Source organism: Bradyrhizobium sp. CCH5-F6, from assembly GCF_001556045.1.
Classification (GTDB): domain Bacteria; phylum Pseudomonadota; class Alphaproteobacteria; order Rhizobiales; family Xanthobacteraceae; genus Bradyrhizobium.
The window spans coordinates 190,811-213,693 of the sequence record NZ_LSIC01000121.1; the positions used below are offsets into that span (position 1 = coordinate 190,811).

The 22,883-nt window shown below is 64.9% G+C and carries 20 protein-coding genes; 9 read left to right on the plus strand and 11 right to left on the minus strand.

The window, feature by feature from the left end; all coding sequences use genetic code 11:
* Positions 1-66 precede the first annotated feature (66 nt).
* From AX729_RS21880 to AX729_RS21890, 3 genes are all read right to left on the minus strand, one after another.
* A complete protein-coding gene (locus tag AX729_RS21880; RefSeq protein WP_061026436.1) occupies positions 67-1,146 on the minus strand; it encodes a D-TA family PLP-dependent enzyme in 1,080 nt (359 codons plus the stop codon).
* Between the two features lie 112 nt (positions 1,147-1,258).
* Positions 1,259-3,073 (minus strand): ABC-F family ATP-binding cassette domain-containing protein, encoded by a 1,815-nt coding sequence (locus AX729_RS21885; RefSeq protein ID WP_061026437.1) that lies wholly within the window; start codon positions 3,071-3,073, stop codon positions 1,259-1,261.
* Positions 3,074-3,075: 2 nt separating this feature from the next.
* The gene (locus AX729_RS21890; protein WP_061026438.1) at positions 3,076-3,567 is read right to left on the minus strand and encodes a YaiI/YqxD family protein; all 492 of its coding nucleotides are present in this window, start codon (positions 3,565-3,567) and stop codon (positions 3,076-3,078) included.
* A 104-nt stretch (positions 3,568-3,671) separates the two neighbouring features.
* Between AX729_RS21890 and AX729_RS21895 the strand changes: the two genes are divergently transcribed.
* Positions 3,672-4,472 (plus strand): hypothetical protein, encoded by an 801-nt coding sequence (locus AX729_RS21895; protein WP_061026439.1) that lies wholly within the window; start codon positions 3,672-3,674, stop codon positions 4,470-4,472.
* A gap of 170 nt (positions 4,473-4,642) precedes the next feature.
* On the opposite strand, the gene AX729_RS21900 is transcribed toward AX729_RS21895, so the two are convergent.
* Positions 4,643-7,015 (minus strand): xanthine dehydrogenase family protein molybdopterin-binding subunit, encoded by a 2,373-nt coding sequence (locus AX729_RS21900; RefSeq protein WP_061026440.1) that lies wholly within the window; start codon positions 7,013-7,015, stop codon positions 4,643-4,645.
* A 210-nt stretch (positions 7,016-7,225) separates the two neighbouring features.
* Here AX729_RS21900 and AX729_RS21905 point away from each other — a divergent pair, with 210 nt between their 5' ends.
* Both AX729_RS21905 and AX729_RS21910 read left to right on the plus strand, forming a co-directional pair.
* The gene (locus tag AX729_RS21905) at positions 7,226-8,299 is read left to right on the plus strand and encodes a Ppx/GppA phosphatase family protein (protein WP_061026441.1); all 1,074 of its coding nucleotides are present in this window, start codon (positions 7,226-7,228) and stop codon (positions 8,297-8,299) included.
* A gap of 1 nt (position 8,300) precedes the next feature.
* Positions 8,301-9,005 (plus strand): RlmE family RNA methyltransferase, encoded by a 705-nt coding sequence (locus tag AX729_RS21910; RefSeq protein WP_061026442.1) that lies wholly within the window; start codon positions 8,301-8,303, stop codon positions 9,003-9,005.
* Here the strand turns inward: AX729_RS21910 and AX729_RS21915 are convergent.
* Positions 9,002-10,615 carry a calcium-binding protein gene (locus AX729_RS21915; protein WP_156457139.1) on the minus strand — a complete coding sequence of 538 codons (1,614 nt, stop codon included), beginning with the start codon at positions 10,613-10,615 and terminating at the stop codon, positions 9,002-9,004. The genes AX729_RS21910 and AX729_RS21915 overlap by 4 nt on opposite strands.
* A 382-nt stretch (positions 10,616-10,997) precedes the next feature.
* Positions 10,998-12,488 carry a DHA2 family efflux MFS transporter permease subunit gene (locus tag AX729_RS21920; RefSeq protein ID WP_061026444.1) on the minus strand — a complete coding sequence of 497 codons (1,491 nt, stop codon included), beginning with the start codon at positions 12,486-12,488 and terminating at the stop codon, positions 10,998-11,000.
* 387 nt (positions 12,489-12,875) lie between these two features.
* Between AX729_RS21920 and guaB the strand changes: the two genes are divergently transcribed.
* The 3 genes from guaB to AX729_RS21935 all read left to right on the plus strand — a co-directional run bounded on the left by guaB (position 12,876) and on the right by AX729_RS21935 (position 16,113).
* Positions 12,876-14,369, plus strand: a complete 1,494-nt coding sequence (gene guaB / locus AX729_RS21925) for an IMP dehydrogenase (RefSeq protein WP_061026445.1) — start codon at positions 12,876-12,878, stop codon at positions 14,367-14,369.
* A gap of 273 nt (positions 14,370-14,642) precedes the next feature.
* Complete coding sequence (gene curA, locus AX729_RS21930; protein ID WP_061026446.1) at positions 14,643-15,665, plus strand: NADPH-dependent curcumin/dihydrocurcumin reductase; 1,023 nt, start codon at positions 14,643-14,645, stop codon at positions 15,663-15,665.
* Between the two features lie 148 nt (positions 15,666-15,813).
* The gene (locus AX729_RS21935; RefSeq protein ID WP_061026447.1) at positions 15,814-16,113 is read left to right on the plus strand and encodes a hypothetical protein; all 300 of its coding nucleotides are present in this window, start codon (positions 15,814-15,816) and stop codon (positions 16,111-16,113) included.
* A gap of 1 nt (position 16,114) precedes the next feature.
* Here the strand turns inward: AX729_RS21935 and AX729_RS21940 are convergent, their stop codons facing one another.
* Together AX729_RS21940 and AX729_RS21945 are read right to left on the minus strand one after the other, a co-directional pair.
* Complete coding sequence (locus AX729_RS21940) at positions 16,115-16,954, minus strand: metallophosphoesterase family protein (RefSeq protein WP_061026508.1); 840 nt, start codon at positions 16,952-16,954, stop codon at positions 16,115-16,117.
* 69 nt (positions 16,955-17,023) lie between these two features.
* A complete protein-coding gene (locus AX729_RS21945; RefSeq protein WP_061026448.1) occupies positions 17,024-17,638 on the minus strand; it encodes a hypothetical protein in 615 nt (204 codons plus the stop codon).
* Positions 17,639-17,791: 153 nt separating this feature from the next.
* Here AX729_RS21945 and AX729_RS21950 point away from each other — a divergent pair, with 153 nt between their 5' ends.
* Positions 17,792-18,214, plus strand: a complete 423-nt coding sequence (locus tag AX729_RS21950; RefSeq protein ID WP_061026449.1) for an MAPEG family protein — start codon at positions 17,792-17,794, stop codon at positions 18,212-18,214.
* Positions 18,215-18,283: 69 nt separating this feature from the next.
* Positions 18,284-19,585 carry an RsmB/NOP family class I SAM-dependent RNA methyltransferase gene (locus tag AX729_RS21955; RefSeq protein WP_061026450.1) on the plus strand — a complete coding sequence of 434 codons (1,302 nt, stop codon included), beginning with the start codon at positions 18,284-18,286 and terminating at the stop codon, positions 19,583-19,585.
* A gap of 210 nt (positions 19,586-19,795) precedes the next feature.
* Here the strand turns inward: AX729_RS21955 and AX729_RS21960 are convergent, their stop codons facing one another.
* From AX729_RS21960 to AX729_RS21970, 3 genes are all read right to left on the minus strand, one after another.
* Positions 19,796-20,005, minus strand: coding sequence for a cold-shock protein (locus AX729_RS21960; RefSeq protein WP_015686739.1), 210 nt, complete (start codon positions 20,003-20,005; stop codon positions 19,796-19,798).
* Between the two features lie 258 nt (positions 20,006-20,263).
* Complete coding sequence (locus AX729_RS21965) at positions 20,264-20,596, minus strand: DHCW motif cupin fold protein (protein WP_061026451.1); 333 nt, start codon at positions 20,594-20,596, stop codon at positions 20,264-20,266.
* 169 nt (positions 20,597-20,765) lie between these two features.
* Entirely contained in the window at positions 20,766-21,137 is a 372-nt protein-coding gene (locus AX729_RS21970) for a nuclear transport factor 2 family protein (protein WP_061026452.1), read from the minus strand.
* A 147-nt stretch (positions 21,138-21,284) separates the two neighbouring features.
* Between AX729_RS21970 and guaA the strand changes: the two genes are divergently transcribed.
* Complete coding sequence (gene guaA, locus AX729_RS21975; RefSeq protein WP_061026453.1) at positions 21,285-22,883, plus strand: glutamine-hydrolyzing GMP synthase; 1,599 nt, start codon at positions 21,285-21,287, stop codon at positions 22,881-22,883.

Consider the following 22,883-nt stretch of genomic DNA (forward strand, 5'->3'; position numbering starts at 1 on the left):
TCTGTATCTGCATCGAGAGAAGTGGTGGGTTACGCCTTCGGCTAACCCACCCTGCCAGAGCGATGCCTACCGCAACTTCCCCCGCGCCGCCACCGGCAGCGTGCCGATGATCTCCTCGCCGCGCACCATCACCACTTCGTCCATCATGTTGACGACGACGCAGACATGGTTCGGCACGATGCGGACGACGTCGCCGACATTGGGCCGGGTGTTGCTGCGTGAGAGGTCGAGGAAGCCGTGCTCCTCGGCGAATTTCGCGATCTTGGCTTCGGGGTGCTCGAGGATCAGGCCGTGGCCATCGAGGCCGCCGGTATCTGACGTCAGCGTCTTCGAGCCGGCGTCGAGGATACCGCGCTCGGGCGCGGCTCGGCTCACCACAGTCGAATAGATGTGCAGCGCGCAATCGTCCCAGCTGGCAACGCCGGCGGCGACCTGCATGCGGTCGTTGTAGATATAGGTGCCGAATCGATGCTCGGTGCCTCCCTTGAGCTTGCCGAGATTCTTCAGGTTCGGCGTGCCGCCGGTCGAGACGATCTTCGCATCCAGACCGTGCGCGCGTACGCCGGCCAGTGCCTCGTCGTAAAATTTCTGCGCGTCGGCCCAGCCGGTTTCGGTCGGGTACATCATGAATCCTGCGAACTCGAGTCCCTTCGAGGCCGCGATCTCACGCGCCAGCGCAACCGCCTCGGCCGGCGTCTCGACGCCGGCTCGCTTGCGGCCCGTGTCGCATTCCACCACGACCGAGAGCGGGCGCCCCGATGCGGCCGCGGCCTTGGGCAGCCCCGCAACGACGGTCGAATTGTCGGCGGCGACCGTCATGTTGGCTTTCGCCTGCAGCGCCCCGAGCCGCGCCATCTTCTCCTCGCCGAGCAGATTGTAGCTGATCAGGATGTCGTCGATGCCGGCGTTGGCCATGATCTCGGCTTCGCCGAGCTTCTGGCAGGTGATGCCCTTGGCGCCGGCCGCGACCTGCATCTTGGCGATGGTCGGGTTCTTGTGCGTCTTGATGTGGGGACGGTTGGCGACCCCGGCGTCGTCGCAAGCCTTCTGGATCCGCGCGATGTTGCGCTCGACTCTATCCATGTCGATGACGGCGCAGGGCGTGCCGTATTCACGGGCGATTTTTGCGGCGAGGGGCGTGGTCATGAGATGTCTCTATGTTCGGTCCTGTAGGATGGGTAGAGCGCAGCGAAACCCATCATTTGCGGCAACCCGGCAGGTGTCGATGGGTTTCGCTGCGCTCTACCCATCCTACGGTTCAAGCCTGTTCTATCTCTTCACGGAGCATTTCGAGTTCGAGCCAGCGCTCTTCGGCAGCGGACAGTTCTTCGTGCGCCTTGGCGATCGCGGCCGACGTATCGTCGAACTTCTTGCGATCCTTGGCGTAGAGGTTGGGATCGTCCAGCACGCGTTGCAGCCTGGCGATGTCGGCCTGCAGCGTTTCCATCTTCTTCGGCAGCGTCTCCAGCGCGTGCTTCTCGTTGAAGCTCAGCTTCCGTTTCGGCGCGGACGCGGCCGCAGCAGCGGAGCGCTCTTCTTTCTTCTCCGCCGGGGCTTGCACCTTTGCCGTCTCGCGCTTCAGGTCGGCGCCGCGTTGCGCCAGCATGTCGCTGTAGCCGCCGGCATATTCGACCCATTTGCCGTTGCCCTCCGGCGCGATCACGGAGGTGACGACGCGGTCGAGGAAATCGCGGTCGTGGCTGATCAGGATGACCGTGCCCTCGTAGTCGCCGAGCATGTCTTCGAGCACGTCGAGGGTCTCGAGGTCGAGATCGTTGGTCGGCTCGTCCAGCACCAGCAGGTTCGACGGCTTTGCCAGTGCGCGTGCCAGCATCAGCCGGCCGCGCTCGCCGCCGGAGAGTACCTCCACCGGCGTGCCGCGCTGCTCCTGTGCGAACAGGAAGTCCTTCATGTAGCCGACGACATGCTTCGGCTTGCCGCCGACCATGATCTGGTCGCCGCGGCCGCCGGTGAGGGCTTCCGCCAGCGTCGACTTCGGATCGAGGCTTTCGCGGTGCTGGTCGAGCGTCGCCGTCTCCAGATTGGCGCCGAGACGTATCGTTCCGGAATCCGGCTGCATGCCACCAGTGAGCAAATTGACCAGCGTGGTCTTGCCGGCGCCGTTGGGGCCGATGATGCCGAGCCGGTCGCCGCGCTGGATGCGGGTGGAGAAGTTCTCGACGATCTTGCGCTCGCCATAGGCCTTGGTGATGCCCTTCGCCTCGATCACCAGCTTGCCGGACTGCTCGGCTTCCGCGGCTGCGAGATTGGCATTGCCGGCGGTGCCGCGATAATCGCGGCGCTGGTCGCGCAAGGCATGCAGATTGGCGAGCCGCTTGACGTTGCGCTTGCGCCGACCGGACACGCCGTGGCGCAGCCAGTGCTCCTCGTCGACGATCTTGCGGTCGAGCTTGTGCTGGTCGCGCTCTTCCTCGGCCAGCACCTCGTCGCGCCAGCTCTCGAACGAGGCAAAGCCACGGTCGATCTGCTTGATCCTGCCGCGGTCGAGCCAGGCGGTGGAGCGCGAGAGATTGGTGAGGAAGCGGCGGTCGTGGCTGATCAGCACCAGCGCGCTGCGGCGGCTGTCGAGCTCCTTCTCCAGCCACTCGATGGTGGAGAGATCGAGATGGTTGGTCGGCTCGTCCAGCAGCAGAATGTCGGGCGAGGGGGCCAGCACGCAGGCAAGCGCCGCGCGGCGCGCTTCGCCGCCGGAGAGATTCTGCGGGTTTTCCTCGCCGGTGAGGCCAAGCTGCTCCAGGAGGTAGCGCGCCTGGTGCTGGTCGTCGCCGGGCGCGAGACCCGCCTCGACGTAGGCGAGCGTGGTCTTGTGCTCGCCGAAGTCCGGTTCCTGTGGCAGGTAGCGTAACGTAGCGCCCGGCTGCACGAAGCGGGTGCCGCCGTCGGGTTCGACAATGCCGGCGGCGATCCTCAGCAGCGTCGACTTGCCCGAGCCGTTGCGGCCGATCAGGCAGACGCGCTCGCCGGGCGCGACGTTGAGCTCGACGCCGTTCAGGAGCGGCGTGCCGCCAAAGGTCAGCCTGATGTCTTTCAGTTGGATCAGCGGCGGCGCCATGATCAGCCCTGACTTGTTGCGGCCTGATCGGCGCGGCGGCGCTGGATCCGGCGCAGCGTCTGGTCGAGCGCCGAGAGGAAGGCGGAGCGGTCGCGCGGCGCGAACGATCGCGGCCCGCCGGTGACCTCGCCGGCCGAGCGCAGATCCGTCATGAGGTTGCGCACCGCCAGCGTCATCCCGATCGACTCTTCCGTGAACGGCTTTCCGTTCGGCGCGATCACATCGGCGCCCGCCTTCACGCAGCGGCTCGCCAGCGGAATGTCCGATGTCACGACGACGTCGCCGGGCCTGGCGCGCTCCGCGATCCAATCGTCCGCTGCGTCCATGCCGGCACCCGCGGCGATCCGCTCGATCAACGGGTCCTGCGGCACGCGAATGAAATTGCCGGCGACGACGCTCACGGGTACGCCGTGCCGGAGCGCGACACGGTAGATCTCGTCCTTCACCGGACAGGCGTCGGCGTCGACATAGATGCGGGTGGGGATGTCAGTCATTCGCCGCGTGGTACCCCATTCGGGCCCTAAAGGCGAGGGGATTGACCCTGGTTCCTCAGGCCCTACGATCGCTCCTGAACAACAAGAAAACAGGGAAGAGGCCCATGCCGAACCGGCTCGAAACCTACCGTGTCCAAGCCTACAACACCGCCAAACAATCCGAAAACAAGATGCATGACGACAATGTGGCGCGCCGCTTCGGCTTCTCCGGCGGGCTGGTCCCGGGCGTCGACGTTTTTGCCTATATGATGCACTTGCCAGTGGCGCGCTGGGGCCGCGATTTCCTCAGCCGGGGACTGATCGAGGCCCGTTTCATCAAGCCGGTCTATGACGGCGAGGCGGCCGATGTCGATGCCACCGAGCACAACGGCTTGCTCACGATCGAGGTGTTCAGCCGCACCGAGCTTTGCGCGACCGGCACGGCGTCGCTGCCGGAGCAGGCGCCCGCCGTGTCATTGAGTGACTATGTCGCGGTCCCCGCGGTGGCCGAGCGCAAGCCGGTCAGCCCTGCGACGTTCGAAACAGGCAAATGGCTGGGAACGACGCCCCGACGATGGGCCGGGCAGGACGCAACGGATTATCTCGCCGACATCAGGGAGACCGACCCGATCTTCACGCGCGAAGACCTCGGCCATCCCGGCCTGATCCAGCGCGTGATGAACCGCGTGCTGGTCGACAACACGATCCTGGGCCCGTGGATCCACGTCGGCAGCCGCATGCAGCTGTTGTCGGCCGCACGCGTCGGCGACGAGATCACCGCGCGGGCGAAGGTCACCGCGAATTACGAGAAGAAGGGCCATCGCTTCGTCGAACTCGACGCGCTGGTCGTCGCCAACGGCACGACGCCGATCGCGCACTGCCAGCACACCGCGATCTATCAGCCGCGCGAGCAGGCGGCGGCGTAGTCTCTTCACCTCGCCCCGCTTGCGGGGAGAGGTCGGCGCGAAGCGCCGGGTGAGGGGGAGCTTCCGCAAATACGGTGAAAGCTGGACTCGCGGAGAGTCCCCCTCACCCGAAGCCTCGCTGCGCTCCGGATTCGACCTCTCCCCGCAAGCGGGGCGAGGTGAACAACAACCTACGCCGCCTTTTGCTTCGCATCCTGGATCGCGCGCCACACGCGCTCCGGGGTCAGCGGCATGTCGATGTGCTTGATGCCGTAGTCGGACAGCGCATCGATCACGGCGTTCACCACCGTCGACAGGCTGCCGGCACAGCCGGCTTCGCCGCAGCCCTTGCTGCCGAGCGGATTGGTCGTGGCCGGTACCGGGTGGTCGCCGACGGTCATGTTCGGCACGTCCTCGGCGCGGGGCAGGGCGTAGTCCATCAGTGAGCCCGTGATCGGCTGGCCGCTTTCGTCGTAGCGGACGTGCTCCATCAGCGCCTGGCCGATGCCCTGCACGACGCCGCCATGCAGCTGGCCCGCGACCAGCATCGGGTTGATCACCGTGCCGAAATCGTTGACCGCGCTGTAGCGCACGATCTGCACCACGCCGGTCTCCGGATCGATCTCGACCTCGGCGACATGGCAACCGTTCGGGAACGCCGAAGCGATCGGTTCGCTGGTGTGATCGACATCCAGCGAGTCGGGCACGCCGTCCGGCACCTTGCCGTCATGCAGCTTCTTCGCGAGCTCCATGATGTCGATGCTGCGGTCGGTGCCGGCGATCGTGAAGCTGCCATCGGCGAACTCGATGTCGGCCTCGGACGCTTCGAGCATATGCGCGGCTGCGCGCTTGCCCTTCTCGATGACGAGCTTTGCAGCTCCGACGATGGCCTGGCCGCTCGCCATGATCGAGCGCGATCCGCCGGTGCCGTTGCCGGTGTGCACGATGTCGCTGTCGCCCTGTACGAGCTTGACGCTCTCGAAGGGCACGCCGAGCTGCTCGCACAGCACCTGCGCGAACGGCGTCGCATGACCCTGGCCGTAGTCGAGCGTGCCGGTGATCAGCTGCACGGTGCCATCGGGATCGAACACGATCTTGCCGAGCTCCGGGCTCGGCGGCGCCGTGACCTCGAGATAGGAGCCCACCGCGATGCCGCGCAGCTTGCCGGCCTTCTTGCTCTCCTTCTTGCGCTTGGCGAAGTTCTCATGGTCGGAGATCTCGAGCGCCTTGTTGAACACGGCCTGGAAGTCGCCGCTGTCATAGGTGACGCCGGAGGAGGCCTGGAACGGGATCTGGTTCGGCTTGATGAAATTGCGCTTGCGCAAGGTGAGGCGATTGATGCCCATCTCGTCGGCGGCGCGGTCGATCAGCCGTTCCATGTAGTAGTTGGCCTCGGGCCGGCCGGCGCCGCGATAGGCGCCCATCAGCGTGGTGTTGGTCAGCACCACCTTGATGTCGACGCCCATCAACGGGGTGCGATAGACGCTGGAGAAATTCTTGCCGGTGTTGAGCGAGAGCGGCCCGGGCGCGACGCCGGTGATGTAGGCGCCGAGATTGCCGTAGCCGGACAGTTTTGCCGCCAGGAAATGGCCCTCGGCATCCAGCGCGAGTTCGGCGTGGATCTTCTGCGCACGGCCGTGGCTGTCGGAGAGGAAGCTGGTGGAGCGCTCGTCGAGCCACTTCACCGGCCGTCCCAGTTCTTTCGCCGCGTACAGGATGCACATGTATTCGGGGTAGTTGATGTTCTTCATGCCGAAGGAGCCGCCGACATTGGCGGTGAGGATGCGCACCTTCTCGTTCGGCACTTTCAGGTTCTTGGCGAGGTTGGCGCGGTTGCCGGCGACCCCTTGCGTCGGCACCTGAAGCGTGTAGCGCTCGGTCTTCTTGTCATAGGAGGCAAGGCCCACCCGCGGCTCCATCGAGACCACGGCGACGCGGGTGTTCTCGATGTCGAGCTTGGTCACATGAGCGGCGTTCGCGAAGGCCGCGTCGACCTTGTCCATGTCGCCATAGTGGTAGTCGAGCGCGACGTTGTTCGGGATGTGGTCGTAAAGCTGCGGCGCACCGGGCTTGGCGGCTTCCTCGGGATCGGTCACCGCCGGCAGAGGTTCGATGTCGAGTTCGACCGCTTCGGCAGCGTCGCGCGCCTGCGCCAGCGTTTGTGCGACCACGAAGGCGACGGGATCGCCGACGAAGCGGACCTTGTCGGTCGCGAGCGGCTGGCGGTTGGTCTGGAGCAGGGGCGAGCCGTCGCGGCTCTTCAGCGGCAGGCCGCAGGTGAAGGGGCCGTAGCCGGCGGCATCGAGATCCTTGCCGGTCCACACCCCCAGCACGCCCGGCATCGCCTTGGCGGCATCAATGCCGATGCCGCGGATGATGCCGTGGGCATGGGTCGAGCGGACGATCACGGCATAGGCCTGGCCGGGCAGGTTGAAATCGTCGGTATAGCGGCCCTTGCCGCGCACCAGCGTGTCGTCCTCCTTGCGGCGGACGGGCTGTCCGACGCCGTATTTTTGCAGTGCAATAGCATTTTCGAGCGTGGACGATTTGGCGTGTTCTTGCATGGAGAATGACCTGAAAAGCCGGCATTTGCGCATTTTCGCGGCAGCGGAGGACCGGACACTGTTCAGATAACCCACGGCCCCGTTCACGACAACGCACGAATGGGCATGGTCCTATGTGATGCGTTGTTGCGCAGGCCTGCCGCGCTGCTAATGTTTGAGGCGAAAAAGCAATTCCAGATCGGCCCATTGGGCCGCGGAAAGACAGTTTGTATGAATGACCACACGCGGCTCCGCGACGGCCATGGGCTGCACGGTGAGCTGGAGGGGTCGATGGCGGCGGTGGCATTGGCCACCGGAACGGCCGTCCCCGCACAGGCGCCGGGAACCGGCGTCTATGCGGCGCTGGACCTCGGCACCAATAATTGCCGGCTGCTGATCGCCTGTCCGACTCACGACGGCTTTCGCGTGGTTGATTCCTTCTCGCGCATCATCCGGCTCGGTGAGGGTGTCTCGGCGACGGGCTGCATCAGCGACGCCGCGATCGAGCGCGCCATCGCAGCGCTCAGCATCTGCCGCGACAAGATCAACCTGCGAAGGGCGCGGCGGCTGCGGCTGATCGCGACCGAAGCCTGCCGCGCGGCCTCGAATGCGGAAGGTTTCCGCAGCCGCGTCGCGGCCGAGACCGGGATCGAGCTCGAGGTGATCGACCGTGAGACCGAGGCGGCGCTCGCCGTGCTCGGCTGCTCGCCGCTGGTCGACCCGAGGGGACGAGGTGCGATCCTGTTCGACATCGGCGGCGGCTCGACCGAGCTGGTGCGGATCGAGCGCGATCCGCAAAATCCCGCACCACGCATCAAGGCCTGGATGTCGATCCCGTACGGCGTGGTCACGCTTGCCGAGCAGTTCGGCGGCCGCGACGTGACGCCGGAGATCTATGCGGCGATGGAGCGCGAGGTCGCGAGCCACGTCGCGCCGTTCGCGGAGGAACACGGCAGCGACCTCGCCGGCATGCATCTGCTCGGCACGTCGGGCACGGTCACGACGCTCGCCGGCATCCATCTCAACCTTGCGCGCTACGACCGTCGCCGCATCGACAGCATCTGGTTGGACGATGCCGACATCACCGCGACCATCAACAAGCTGCTCGGCATGAGCTATGAGGAACGCGCGAACAACAGCTGCATCAGCGTCGAGCGTGCCGACCTCGTGCTGGCCGGCTGCGCCATCCTCGATGCCATCCGCCGAGCCTTCCCGCTGCCGCGCCTGCGCGTCGCCGACCGGGGCCTGCGCGAAGGCATGCTGGTCGAGATGATGCGCGAGGACGGCGCGCTCAGGAGCTGGTGAGATGGCCAAGGACACCACCGGCCGCTTGCACGTCCAGGTCAAGACCGGCGGCAAGCGCAAGCTCTCGTCCAAGCTCTGGCTGGAGCGGCAACTCAACGATCCCTATGTCGCCAAAGCCAAGGCGGCGGGCTATCGCTCGCGCGCGGCGTTCAAGCTCCTTGAGATCGACGACAAGTATCATTTGCTGAAACCCGGCATGGCGGTGGTCGACCTTGGCGCCGCACCGGGGGGCTGGAGCCAGATCGCGGCCAAGCGCGTCGGCTCCGCGGACGGCAAGGGCAAGGTCGTTGCGATCGATCTGTTGGAAATGCCGGAGATTCCCGGCGTCGATTTCGCCCAGCTGGACTTCATGGAAAACGACGCGCCAGCGAAGCTCACCGCGATGCTGGGCGGCGGGGCCGACGTCGTGATGTCCGACATGGCCGCCAATACCACCGGTCACCGCAAGACCGACCAACTCCGGATCGTCGGCCTGGTCGAGACCGCGGCCGCGTTCGCTTGCGACGTGCTCAAGCCCGGCGGCACGTTCCTGGCGAAAACGTTCCAGAGCGGCGCCGATGCCGAGCTTCTGGCGCAGCTCAAGCGCGATTTCGCCACGGTACGCCACGTCAAGCCGGCGGCGAGCCGGCAGGATTCCTCGGAGCGCTACGTGCTGGCGACGGGCTTTCGTGGCGCTACGAGGAGCGAGTCGGACAGGACCGGCTAGGCGAACAAGAAATCCTGCGCGTTGAAATTCACGACGGCTGCGATCGTGAGGTCGTTATTTGCATCGAAGTGAATGATGGTGTTTCCCCCGGTCACTTCGATGCTCAAGTCGTCAAGACCGTGGATGTCATTCGCGGCCAGGCCCGTCAGATCGATTTTGTCCCGGCCCTGTTCGAAAACAGCCGTGTCATGTCCGTTCTGGGCGGCAAAGACGAATGTATCCGCGCCACATCCGCCAAACATGCCATCGTTCCCGAGACCGCTTACGAGCGTGTCGTTGCCGTCGCCTCCATCGAGGACGTTTCCCGACCCGCCAAACACCGTGAGTTGATCGTTGCCTGTACCGCCAGCAAGGAAGCTCGATCCGAGCGAACCCGGCGCAACGGTTGCGGCAAGCACATCGTGTCCAGCGCCGCCATTCAAGCGGTTCTCGGCAGTCGAATCGTCTGTAACCGCAGGATCAGGAGTTGCCCAAAGAAACGCAGTGAGGTGGTCATCTCCGGCGCCGCCATTCAGAACGTTGGCGACATCGTATAGAGCCTGCTCCGGACCGAATCCACCCTGAGCTACGGCGTGGAGGTGCGCCGTGAGATTGTCTCGTCCGTTGCCTCCCTCGAGTTGATTGAGTGCGTGAACAAACCCGCCGAGCGCGGTGGAGTCTGCGACCAGATTGTCATTGCCTCTCCCGCCATCCAGGTAATTCGTGACATCTGTGACGGCGTTCTCCCCATCGGTGGAGTGGATCGCCTCGAGGGTGTCGTTGCCGTCATCGCCCCAGAGCTGGTTGATGCCCACCGGAGTCCTGGAATTGGAGTCGGTCAGGTTGAAGGCGTGCAAGACGTCGTCGCCCTGGCCCCCATGCAGCTCATTGGTGACCAGATCGGTCTGATTGGATACGCCCTCGGCGCTGGCATTCAATTCATCGTTGCCGGCACCGCCGAAGAGGACGTTACTGGCTGTGCCGTGGAACGCGGAGAATGCCGTTTCGGCATGAGCGGTGACCCGATCATCGCCCGAACCGGCGTCGACGGTGTTCAAGGCGATACTGTTTCCGAGGGTGTTGCGACCGTCGGCGACGGCGTGAATGGTATCGTTGCCGCTTCCGCCGATCAGATCGGTCTGCACGGTCACATCTGCGAGCACAGCAAGCGCCACATTTGCCGTGGCGCTGATGGTGTCGTGTCCGCTGCCGCCATCGAGCCGCACATCGGCGACCTGCTCCGGATTCTGAGGCGCGTTCCCACCTTGAAGGGTTACGGTCGCATTGAGATCGTCGTTGCCTGTCCCGCCGAACTGAATGGCGAGTCCGTGCAGGGGCGTATCGCTCTGCAGCGGGACGACGACATTGGTCGTCAAATTGTCGTTGCCGCTGCCGCCGATCAATGCTGTCCGGTTGAATGCGCTGTCCAGATGATCGTTGCCGGCAAGTCCAAAGACGATGTCGCCCTCGGCGCGCGTGCTCAGGACATCATTGTGTCTGCTGCCGATGATCAGACTGTTGATGGGGTCCAGAAGGGAAATCCAGTCGAACAGGTGAGAATCCGCGAGAGTTCCGTCGGCTCGAAGCAATTGCTGAGCGACCTGGCTTTTTGTTTGAATGGTATTCGCCATGTTTTCCTCCCTTGAGCATTAAATAATGAGGTCAACAGAACTCGGCGCCGGGATTAAATTTCGCGAAGCGCGACCAATAGGGCGCAATCGCTTCGCGCTGCCGCCTCATGCATCAGCGCATGGGCGAGCCGCCGGGCCTTATCGGCGCCGGTCTGCATCATCTTTTCCTTAGGGCTTCCGTTGCCGCAGCACCGCGAACCTTCCGCAGGCGGCGTCATTAAATCATAAGTTGTATTAATGTCGAATCAAATTTAATCGCGGTATTTAATTTTTCTTGCAGTATTTAATTTGTCTTCTGATAGGCGCTTGGAACATTGGTCCCCACACAGGTCGCTACGGTAGGGGAACGTGTTCTTGACCGTCTACAAACGCAAGCAATGGCCTATCCCAGCCGCTGATCCCGCACGTCCTGCGTATCCTCGCTCGCGGCCTTGACGGCGGCCTTCGCCGCGCCTTTGCCGGCACCCTTGCGGCTGGCGATCTCCACCGCCTTGCGGCCGGAGATCTCGTTTCCGGCATCGGCTGGCATCTGCCAGAAGAACCAGCTCGACGCCGCGGAGGTCAGCGCGACCACGAGGAATGCAGGGGCGAACACGGTCGCGTCGATCTCGCTGACATGGTTGAACCACATCGTCGTTTCGACGCAAGCCGCGCCGACAGCGACGCCGGCGGAAACCGCGAGTTGCTGGTTGACGCTGACGAGGGTGGTCGCACGGCTCATTTGTGCGGTCTCGACTTCGGCATAGGCGACCGTGTTGATCGCGGTGAACTCGAGCGAGCGGAAGAAGCCGCCGACGACCAGGATCACCATGATGATGAGCAGCGGCGTCGTCACCGTGAACAGGGCGCAGACGCCGAGGAAGAAGGCGCTGACGACCGCGTTCACCGTCATCAGGTTTCGGAAGCCGAAGGTGCGGATGATGCGCGCCGCCAGCGTCTTCATGCCCATGGCCCCCAGCGAGGAGGCAAAGGTGACGAGACCCGAATGGAACGGTGACAGACCGAAGCCGATTTGCATCAGCAGCGGCAGCAGGAACGGCAACGCGCCGATGCCGAGCCGGAACAGGAAGCCGCCAAACACGGCCGCGCGCAGCGTCGGCAGCTTCAGAAGCGAGAAATCAAGCACCGGAGACCCCGTGCGCCGGGCGTGGATGACATAAAGCGTCATCGAGATCGCACCGCCCGCGATCAACGCGGCAACGGTGCTCCACGGAAGTAGGTTGAGACCGGCAACCGACAGGCCGAATGCGATGCCTGCGAGGCCGATGCCCGCGAGCACCATGCCGTAGAGATCGAACGGCTCGCGTTCCTCGCTCTTGATCGGATCGATGAAGCGCAGCGCCATGAAGATGCCGAGCAGGCCGATCGGAATGTTGATCAGGAAGATCCAGTGCCAGGAAGCGTAGGTGGTGATGAAGCCGCCGAGCGGCGGGCCGATCACGGGACCGATCAGGGCAGGGACCGTCACCCAGGCCATGGCGTTGACCAGCGCGCTCTTGTCGACCGAGCGCAGCAGCACGAGGCGTCCGACCGGCGTCATCATCGCCCCGCCCATGCCTTGCAGGATGCGCGCGAACACGAAATCGGTGACCGAGGTCGAGAGCGCGCAGCCGACGGAGCCTACCATGAACACGCCGACGGCGATCGCAAACACCATGCGCGCGCCGAAGCGGTCGGCGGTCCAGCCGCTCGCCGGGATGAACACCGCCAGCGACAGCAGGTAGGATGTGATCGCGAGCTTCAGCGTCAGGGGGCTGGTGCCGATGTCGGCGGCGATCGCGGGCAGCGAGGTCGCGATGACAGTGGAATCCATGTTCTCCATGAAGAGAGCGGTGGCCACGATCAGCGGAATGACGCGTTGCTTGTCGACCATGACGGATTGGTAATGAAAATCGGAAGAACGGGCGGACTCGCGGCTTATCACCGCCATCCCCCAGGGACCACTGCGGATCGACGCATGGCACCCAGATCCCGCGTAACAACGGTGTGACCGTTCCCCTCGCATTCCGGCTCGCGCCTTCGCCGTGGAGTGGAATGGCGGCGGTTGGGTCGCGCATGGGCTGTCTCCGCCGGATTAACGCAAAAAGTCTGTGCATGGCTGGCCAGCGGTCCGAATTGCTTTGATTCGTCACGCAGCCGTGCTATCGACCCGCGTCAACCCCACCGATGGGCTCCGATTCTCCGGCGTTGCCGCAAGGTACGCCGAGGGCGGCGCTCATCCATAAGCATTTGCGGCAGGGCCGCAGGAAGGAGTTGGCAGATGGCCACGGTGCAACTTCAAGGCATTCGCGAAGCCTTCACGTTCGACGACGTGCTGTTGAAGCCGGGCCTGTCGGATGTCATGCCGGGCGAGGTCGATATCCGGTCCCGCGTCACCCGCGCCATTCCGCTCAACATCCCGATCATGGCCTCGGCCATGGACACCGTCACCGAGGCCCGCATGGCGATCGCCATGGCGCAGGCCGGCGGCCTCGGCGTCATCCATCGCAATTTCGATCCCGAAGGGCAGGCCGCCCAGGTCCGGCAGGTGAAGCGCTACGAGTCCGGCATGGTGGTGAACCCGCTTACCATCAGCCCCGACGCCACGCTCGACGATGCGCTGAAGCTGATGAGCGATCACGGCATCTCCGGCATTCCCGTCGTCACCGGCGCTGGCAAGTCGACGCCCGGCAAGCTGGTCGGCATCCTCACCAACCGCGACGTTCGCTTCGCGACCAACCGTCAGCAGAAGATCTCCGAGCTGATGACGCACGAAAATCTCGTCACGGTGCGTGAGAATGTCAGCCAGGACGAGGCGCGTCGGATGCTGCATCAGCACCGCATCGAGAAGCTGCTCGTCGTCGACGATCAATATCGCTGCGTCGGCCTCATCACCGTGAAGGACATGGAAAAGGCGGTCGCCCATCCGCTCGCCTGCAAGGACGCGCAGGGGCGCCTGCGCGTTGCCGCCGCCACCACGGTCGGCGATAGCGGCTTCGAGCGCACCGAGCGGCTGATCGATGCCGGCGTCGACCTCGTCGTCGTCGACACCGCGCATGGCCATTCCCGTCACGTGCTGCATGCGGTGAACCGCATCAAGCGCCTGTCCAACTCGGTGCAGGTCGTCGCCGGCAACGTTGCCACCACGGAAGGCGCGCAGGCGCTGATCGATGCGGGCGCGGATTGCATCAAGGTCGGCATCGGCCCGGGCTCGATCTGCACCACCCGCATCGTCGCCGGCGTCGGCGTTCCCCAGCTCACCGCGATCATGGATGCGGTGGAGGCGGCGAAGAAGTCGGACATTCCCGTCATCGCCGACGGCGGCATCAAATTCTCCGGCGATCTCGCCAAGGCGCTCGCCGCCGGTGCCGACATCGCGATGGTCGGCTCGCTGCTCGCCGGCACCGACGAGACGCCCGGCGAAGTGTTTCTGTGGCAGGGCCGCTCCTACAAAGCCTATCGCGGCATGGGTTCGGTCGGTGCGATGGCGCGGGGATCTGCCGATCGCTACTTCCAGCAGGACATCAAGGACACCCTCAAGCTCGTGCCCGAAGGCATCGAGGGGCAGGTGCCCTACAAGGGCCCGGTCGGCAACGTCATGCACCAGCTCGCCGGCGGCTTGCGTGCCGCGATGGGCTATGTCGGCGCGCGCGACATGAAGGAGCTGCACGAGAAGGCCCAGTTCGTCCGCATCACCGGCGCCGGCCTGCGCGAAAGCCACGTCCACGACGTGACGATCACGCGCGAGAGCCCGAACTATCCGGGTGGAGGGTAGTCACCGGTTACGGCGCGCGCTGGTTTCGGTGCGTCGCCTCAATAAAGGTGTCATGCCCCGCGAAGGCGGGGCATCCAGTACGCCGCAGCTGCTCGGCTTAATCACGACCGCCTCTGGAATACTGGATCGTCCGCCTTCGCGGACGATGACAGGGAGAATGGGGCGAGAGCGTACGCCAACAGCATCATCGCTCTGCCTCCACCGCTTTTGTATTGACGCAGCTCCCTCCCTCCGCTTCCGTCCACACCGAAACGCAATTTGGAGGAAGCGATCATGTCCCAAGGCAAACGCATCGTTCTGGCCGCACGTCCCGTCGGCGAACCCAAGCCGTCTGATTTTCGCCTGGAGGAATTCGCTGTTCCGACCCCCGGGCAGGGAGAAGTCCTGCTGCGCACGATCTGGCTTTCGCTCGATCCCTATATGCGCGGGCGCATGAGCGAGGGGCCGTCCTACGCGGCGCCCGTGCCGATCGACGGCGTGATGGAAGGCGAAGCGGTCAGCGAGGTCGCAGCGTCGAACAACCCTGATCTCGCGGTCGGCGACATCGTGCGCGCCCGCACGGGCTGGCAGACGCATGCCATCTCCAACGGCAAGGGCCTGATCAAGGTCGATCCCAAGCTCGGTCCGATCTCGACCTCGATCGGCGTGCTCGGCATGCCCGGGATGACGGCCTACACGGGCCTGCTCGACATCGGCAAGCCGCAACCCGGCGAGACCGTCGTCGTCGCCGGTGCCTCCGGTGCGGTCGGCTCGGCCGTGGGCCAGATCGCCAGGATCAAGGGCGCGCGCGCGGTCGGCATCGCGGGCGGCAAGGACAAGTGCGACTATGTGGTGAAGGAGCTCGGCTTCGATGCCTGCATCGATCACCGCGATCCCGATCTCGCCGCAAAGCTCAAGGACGCGTGCCCGAAGGGCATCGACGTCTATTTCGAGAATGTCGGCGGCGCCGTGTTCGAGGCGGTGTTCCCGCTGCTCAATCAGTTCGCGCGCGTGCCGGTCTGCGGCCTGATCGCCCATTACAACGACACCGAGGCCAAGCCGCCGAAATGGGCCGCCAGCATGATGCGCGCGACCCTGACCAAGCGGCTGACCTTCCGCGGCTTCATCGTCTCCGACTTCGCGTCCCGTCATGGCGATTTCCTGCGCGACATGTCGAGCTGGGTCCGCGAGGGCAAGGTCAAGTACAAGGAGTTCGTGACCGAGGGCCTGGAGAGCGCGCCCGGCGCCTTCATGGGCCTCCTGAAAGGCGCCAATTTCGGCAAGCAGCTGGTCCGGGTCGGGCCGGACAAGGCTTGATCGTCGCACCAGGCCTTTCCGGCCTGGGGATAGTTAAGAAAGAGTCACCAATTGGCCACACCTTGCGGCAAAAGCCGCAGGTGTGAACGCCCGTTGATTGACGGGCCGGCGAAGGCATTGAATCATCGCGCATATTTTGGGTGTTGCGATGTTAGAGATCAGTGTTTTCTGCGTCATCCTGCTTGCCGCCGGTTACTGGACGACCATGTTCGTCATGGGCCGGCGTGACGACGTCATCCACGGCAAGTTCGTTCACACCGAGGACGAGGGCGATTTTGCCCGCCCCCCGATGCCGACGCCACCGCCGCCATTTCCGAAGCGCGCGCTCCACGCCGCCCAAACGGCGAGGCAACCGCCTGCCAATGATCCGGCGGCCAAGCCGGTGAACAGCGAGGCATTGCAATCCTTGCTCGCCGCGATCCAGCAGGATCTCAAGAGCGTCGCCTGAGTCAGTGCTCGCCCATCTGGGCGAGCAGTTCCTCGATATCGACATCGCGCTGGCCCGCAGCCCTGACGTGGCGGACTTCGAGACTGTCAGGCTGGAAGCAGTATTCGACCAGGCCGACTTCCTTGATCGCGATCCGGTCCTGGCGCGCATCGTTGATCACGAAGCCCGCGGATGGCGCCCACACATGGCGGGTGCGACGCCAAGTGAAATCGCGCCGCTGGTGCACGTGGCCGCTGGCGACGAGGCGCAGGTCGACATGCGCGAACATCTCGATCAGCCGCGCCCGCGCCGGTTGTGGGACGTAGCGGATCGAGGTCTCCGGCGTCTCGGGATCGTCGGGCAGGCCGAGGAACAGCGGCTTGTGCAGGAACAGCGCGACCGGCCTGCCGTTCGTGCGCGCAACCTCCGAGGCAAGCCAATCGAACTGCTCGGCCTCGAAGCCAAGCCCCGAATTCATCACCAGCGAGTTGAGGCCGATGAAGCGCCAGCCCGCGGCCTCGAACGACCAATGGTCTTCGCCGATGATGTCGCAGAACTGTCGGCGGTGCGCCTCGCTGACGGGCGGCTTAGGCGCAGGCCCGATTGCGGTCGGATTGTCGCCGATGTCGTGATTTCCGGGAAGATAGCGGCAGGCGACGGGCAGGGCGTCGTGCAGGCCTTTCGCGAATTCGAAGTCATCGCGGCTGGTCGGGCCGTCGAACGAGACGTCGCCGGTGTTGATGACGAGATCGGGCCTGCCAGCATCGATGTGCTCGCAGATGCGGTGAAAGTTGGCGATCAGGCCGGGAAAGCGCCGGCCAAGATGAGTGTCGGAAATCTGCGTGAGGCGAAATTCGGACATGGGAGCATCATACCCGTCGCCGCGCGTCGGAACGATGACGGCGCGGGCATGGATCGCAGCGAACAAAGTTTAAAGCACGCGGTAGCGGATCGTGTAGCCGTCCTGCGGCGCGACCGGGCCTGCGAGCGGCGAGGCGATGCGGTCGGCGAGATGCCAGGGACTGAATTGCCCGGAGCGATGCGGCTCGGCCGGCAGGCGGAGGCGGAATTCGAACGTTCCCTTGCCCGGCATGTTCACGACCAGCAGCCGGTCCGCAGTGCGGTGGTTGAGCGCCACCGCGCCGCGCAGCAGCGCGCGTCCATCCGCAAGATCCCGCACCCCCTCGACCAGCGCTAGCGTCTGGTTGCGGTCGGTGTGCAGCTCGATCTGCGTGTCGGCTACCCCCGTCAACGTCTCCCGCGGCATGCGGATCTCGAACTCGACCGCGGGCTTGGAGGGATTGAGGCCGAGATAGGCGAGCGCAGCATGGCGCATGTCGTAGGCGGCAAAGGCGAACAGGACCATGGCGGCCAGGGTGGCCAGGCCGTGCCTGACGACGTCGCGCCAGGTCCGGTAGCTCAGGCGGAAGTAGACCGTCATCGCCAGCGCCACCGCAAGCGCGGCGGCGATACCGGCCAAGGCCGACATCAGAATGCCGAGTCGCCCGTCGGCGGATTCGGCGAGAAGGCTGGACAGCGTGTTCATGGCGGTATCTCGCCTCAGGCCCGGAGGGCAAAATCGCTTTGATTGTCGAGCCTTGGTCGCGTGATCGGGAACGCCGGTTCAAGTCGTTCATTGTCAGCGGCAAAAGTCGCGGCTAATGACGGTGGCGGCATTTCGCCTCCCGGGAAAGTTCCGATGTCCGTTCAAATGGTCCTGCTGCCGGTCTTCGTGCAGGTCGCACTCACCTTCGCTCTGCTGATCGGCATGGTGATGGCGCGCCGCAAGACGCTGGTCTCTGGCGAGACCAAGATCCGCGACATTGCGCTGGGCGAGCCGAACTGGCCGAAGGGCGCCACACAAATCGCCAACTGCTACCGCAACCAGTTCGAGCTGCCGGTGCTGTTCTACGTCCTGATCGCGCTGGCATTGCCCTTGCGCCGCGCCGACCTCTTCATCGTGCTGATGTCCTGGGTTTTCGTGGTGACGCGCTTTGCCCATGCCGGCGTGTTCGTCTCCTCGAACGATCTCGGCCGCCGCTCGACGGTCTGGCTTGCCAGCGTGCTGGTGCTGCTGGCGATGTGGGTCTACTTCGCGCTGAAGCTCTTGCTGCTGATCTGAGCGCGCATGATCCCGGAAAAGTGGATCCCGGTTTTCCGAGAAGATCATGCGCAAAACCGAAAGATTTAAATGACCCCCGCTGCCCGGCTGTCCGCAGCCATCGAACTGATCGACACCATCGAGAAGGACCGCGTGCCCGCGGCCAAGGCACTGAAGGAGTGGGGCACCGCGCACCGTTTCGCCGGTTCCGGCGACCGTGCCGCCATTGCCGGTCTGGTCTGGGACGTGCTGCGCCGCTACGCCTCGAGCGCGTTCCTGATGGATTCAGATACCGCGCGGGCCCGGCTGATCGGCATGCTCCGCCTCGAGCGCAACATGGACACGGCCACCATGGCCGCGCTGTTCGACGGCAGCCGCTTCGCGCCGGCGCCGCTGACCGAGGCCGAGCAGGCCGCGCTCGCCTCGCGCTCGCTCGAGCACGCGCCTGCTGCCGTCGCCGGCGACTATCCGGACTGGCTCGATCCGCACTTTGCGAAAGTGTTCGGCGAGGACCGCGCCGCGGAGGCCGCGGCGATGGCGAGCCGGGCCCCGCTCGACCTGCGCGTCAACACGCTAAAGTCCAACCGCGACAAGGCGCTGCGTGCGCTTGCTCATCTTCATGCGAAACCGACGCCGTGGTCGGTAACGGGCCTGCGCATCGAGCTTTCGGCCGATGCGCGCAACCCCGGCATCCAGGCCGAGGAGGATTTCATCAAGGGCGCAATTGAAGTGCAGGATGAAGGATCGCAGCTTGCGGCCCAGTTCACCGCGGCAAAACCCGGCGAGCAGGTGATCGATCTCTGCGCCGGCGCGGGCGGCAAGACGCTGGCGCTCGCCGCCTTGATGCAGGGCAAGGGCCGCCTGATCGCCACCGACCGCGACAAGCGCCAGCTCGCCCCGATCCATGAGCGGCTGTCGCGCGCCGGCGTCCACAATGCCGACGTGCGCACGCCCAAGGGCGAGGCCGACCCGCTTGCCGACATTCGCGCCTCGGCCGACCTCGTCGTGATCGACGCCCCCTGCACCGGAACCGGCACCTGGCGCCGCAACCCCGACGCCAAATGGCGGATGCGCCCGGGCGCGCTGGAGATTCGCCTGCGCGACCAGGCCGAGGTGCTGGAGCGTGCGGTTCCGCTGATGAAGCCGGGCGGCCGCATCGCCTACATCACCTGCTCGGTGCTGTCGGAGGAGAACGGCGAGCAGGTGAGGGCGTTCGTCGGGCGCCATCCCGAATTCGCCGTCGTCCCGCCCGAGCAGACCGCGAGCGTGCTCTGGAACAAGACAGAAGCTTTCGGCGAAGCCGCGCTCCGGTCGGCGGAAGGCTGGCTGATGACACCGCGGCGGACCGGGACGGATGGGTTTTTCGTGGCGGTGTTGAGGAGGACGGCCTGATCTCACTCCGCCGTCATTCCGGGGCGCCCGCAGGGCGAGCCCGGAATCCATCGTGCGGCAGTGTGTGCGGTTCGATGGATTCCGGGCTCTCGCTTCGCGAGCCCCGGAATGACCGGGGCAAACAAAAACCCCGCAGACCGATCCCGGTCGCGGGGCTCTCCTTTTCTGGCGTTCTGCCGGTACGTCCGCGGTCAGAACGTTGCGTGGCGGTTAGCCGACGCGGAGATTGTCAGCCGAGGACTTGCCGCTGCGGCGGTCGGCGACGATGTCGAACGAGACCTTCTGGCCCTCGTTGAGGGTGGAGAGGCCGGCGCGCTCGACCGCGCTGATGTGCACGAACACGTCCTTTTGGCCGTCGTCCGGCTGGATGAAACCATAACCCTTTTGGGTGTTGAACCACTTCACGGTGCCCATAGCCATGGGAATTTCCTTTGTTAGAGAGGGTACGCACGCGGACCGGTACGCGTCGCTGCGCCCTTGATCCTGTTCAGTCGATGTTTGGAGAAGTCATCTGAAGCGTGCGCGCCCGTCGGTAACGAAGCGAAGCGGCCCAGTCGTTCGGCCAAGTATCGATGATCACAATATAGCGAGAATTTGGGGCTACTTCAAGGCACCACCCGTGGCTCGGGATGTCGCGCCTCTTTGCTATTTTGCGCTGCAATGAACCGGCCGGACGCATCAGTCCACGATGAAGAGCGTGGCGCCGGTGGCCGTCGAGGACCGGTGCGCGGCGTCGCCAAAATCCGACACCTGGTAGCTCATGCCTGCGGTCAGCTTGAATTTGCGCCCGTCGCGCAGCTCACTGTCCAGCTCGCCCTTCAGCACGTAGAGCACGTGGCCCCGATCGCACCAATGGTCGGCGAGATACCCCGGCGAATATTCCACCATCCGCACCCGGAGATCGCCGATATTGAGCGTGCGCCATTTGGCCTCACCGCTCTCGCCGGGATGCGTGGTCGGAGCGACCTTGCTCCAGTCGGTGACGGTGAAGGGGGAGGTGGGGAGTTTCATGGTGGGGGTCTCCGGGGCAGCAGCGTGTTGTTGGCGTACGGTCTCGCCGCAGTCTCCGTCATGGCGAACGTAGCGACTTGTCCGCCGAAGCCTTTGGCGAAGGACGGATGGGCCGCGGCGTACTGGATTCCCCGCCTTCGCGGGGAATGGCGGGGTGCGGACGAGTCTCTCATTGCACCAGATGATTCGCCGAGCCCTGCACGATCAGCCCGGCCTCGTTCACCCGCAGATACTCGCAGATCTTCTTGCCCCGCTCGTTCGCGTAAAACACCACCACGCTGTCGGGGCTGACGAACAGGTCGATCAGCGAGAAGTGCAGCTCCGGCAGCAGCCCAAGCGCCTTGCCCCAATAGGCGCGCAAGGCGTCCTTGCCGCGCACGGTCCCGCTGGCGTCGAACCCCATCGCGGGGATGCGGTCCGAGGTCATCACGGCCGCCTCGTCATAGAGCGCGAGCACGCGGTCGAGGTCGCGCGCATTCCAGGCCTCGACCCAGGTCCGGCCGAGCGCGGCCAGCGTTGATGGCTGATGATGCTGTGACATGGCGTTCTCCCGGAGCCGTCCCTTCTGAAGATGGGCGCGTATAGGTCAATATTACTGACCTATATGCGTTTGTCCATGCCCAAAGAAGAATGTGGGCGCGCGGCGTGCGCGGTTGCGGCACGCCCGCTGCCAGCGTATTTGCTGGCCATGACAGCAGCACAGAACGACCGCTCCGCGTCGACGCCCTCGGTGGCCTCGGCGCACGACAAGATTCTCATCGTCGACTTCGGCAGCCAGGTGACGCAGCTGATCGCGCGTCGCGTGCGCGAGGACGGCGTCTATTGCGAGATCGTCCCGTTCAACAAGGCCGAAGCGGCCTTCGACGAGATGAAGCCGAAGGCGGTGATCCTCTCCGGCGGCCCGGAATCGGTGCATGAGGCCGGCTCGCCCCGCGCCCCCCAATTGATCTTCGATTCCGGCGTGCCGGTGATGGGCATCTGCTACGGCCAGATGACCATGGCGGCCCAGCTCGGCGGTGAGGTCGAGGGCGGCCATCACCGCGAATTCGGCCGCGCCGATGTCGAGGTCAAGGCCGACAGCAAGCTGTTCGAGGACGTCTGGTCGTCAGGCAGCAAGAACCAGGTCTGGATGAGCCATGGCGACCGCATCACGAGGATGCCGCCCGGCTTCTCCGTCGCCGGCACCTCGCCGAACGCGCCGTTCGCGATCATCCAGGACGAGAAGCGCAAATATTACGGCCTGATGTTCCACCCCGAAGTGGTGCACACGCCCGACGGCGCCAAGCTGATCCGCAATTTCGTGCGCAAGATCGCAGGGCTCACCGGCGACTGGACCATGCGCGCCTTCCGCGAGGAGGAGATCGCGAAGATCCGCGCGCAGGTCGGCAAGGGCAGGGTGATCTGCGGACTCTCCGGCGGCGTCGATTCCGCCGTCGCGGCCGTCCTGATCCACGAAGCCATCGGCGACCAGCTCACCTGCGTCTTCGTCGATCACGGATTGATGCGCCTCAACGAGGCCGAGCAGGTCGTCGACCTCTTCCGCCATCACTACAACATCCCGCTCGTGCACGTGGATGCCTCCAAGCAGTTCCTCGGCGAGCTCGAAGGCGTTACCGACCCGGAAGCGAAGCGCAAGACCATCGGCCGCCTCTTCATCGAGGTGTTCGAAGCCGAGGCCAGGAAGATCGGCGGCGCGGATTTCCTAGCGCAAGGTACGCTCTACCCCGACGTGATCGAGAGCGTCTCCTTCACCGGCGGTCCCTCGGTCACCATCAAGTCGCACCACAATGTCGGCGGTTTGCCCGAGCGCATGAACATGAAGCTCGTCGAGCCCCTGCGCGAGCTGTTCAAGGACGAGGTGCGCAAGCTCGGCCGCGAGCTCGGCCTGCCCGAAATCTTCGTCGGCCGCCACCCGTTCCCGGGCCCCGGCCTCGCCATCCGCTGCCCCGGCGAGATCACCAGGGACAAGCTCGACATCCTGCGCAAGGCGGATGCCGTCTACATCGACCAGATCCGCAAGCACGGCCTCTACGACGAGATCTGGCAGGCTTTCGCCGTGCTGCTCCCGGTCAAGACCGTCGGCGTCATGGGCGATGGCCGCACCTACGATTACGTCGTCGGCCTCCGCGCCGTCACCTCCACCGACGGCATGACCGCGGACTTCTACCAGTTCGACATGAAGTTCTTAGGGGACACTGCGACGCGCATCATCAACGAGGTGAAGGGTGTGAACCGGGTGGTGTACGACGTGACGAGCAAGCCGCCCGGGACGATTGAGTGGGAGTAG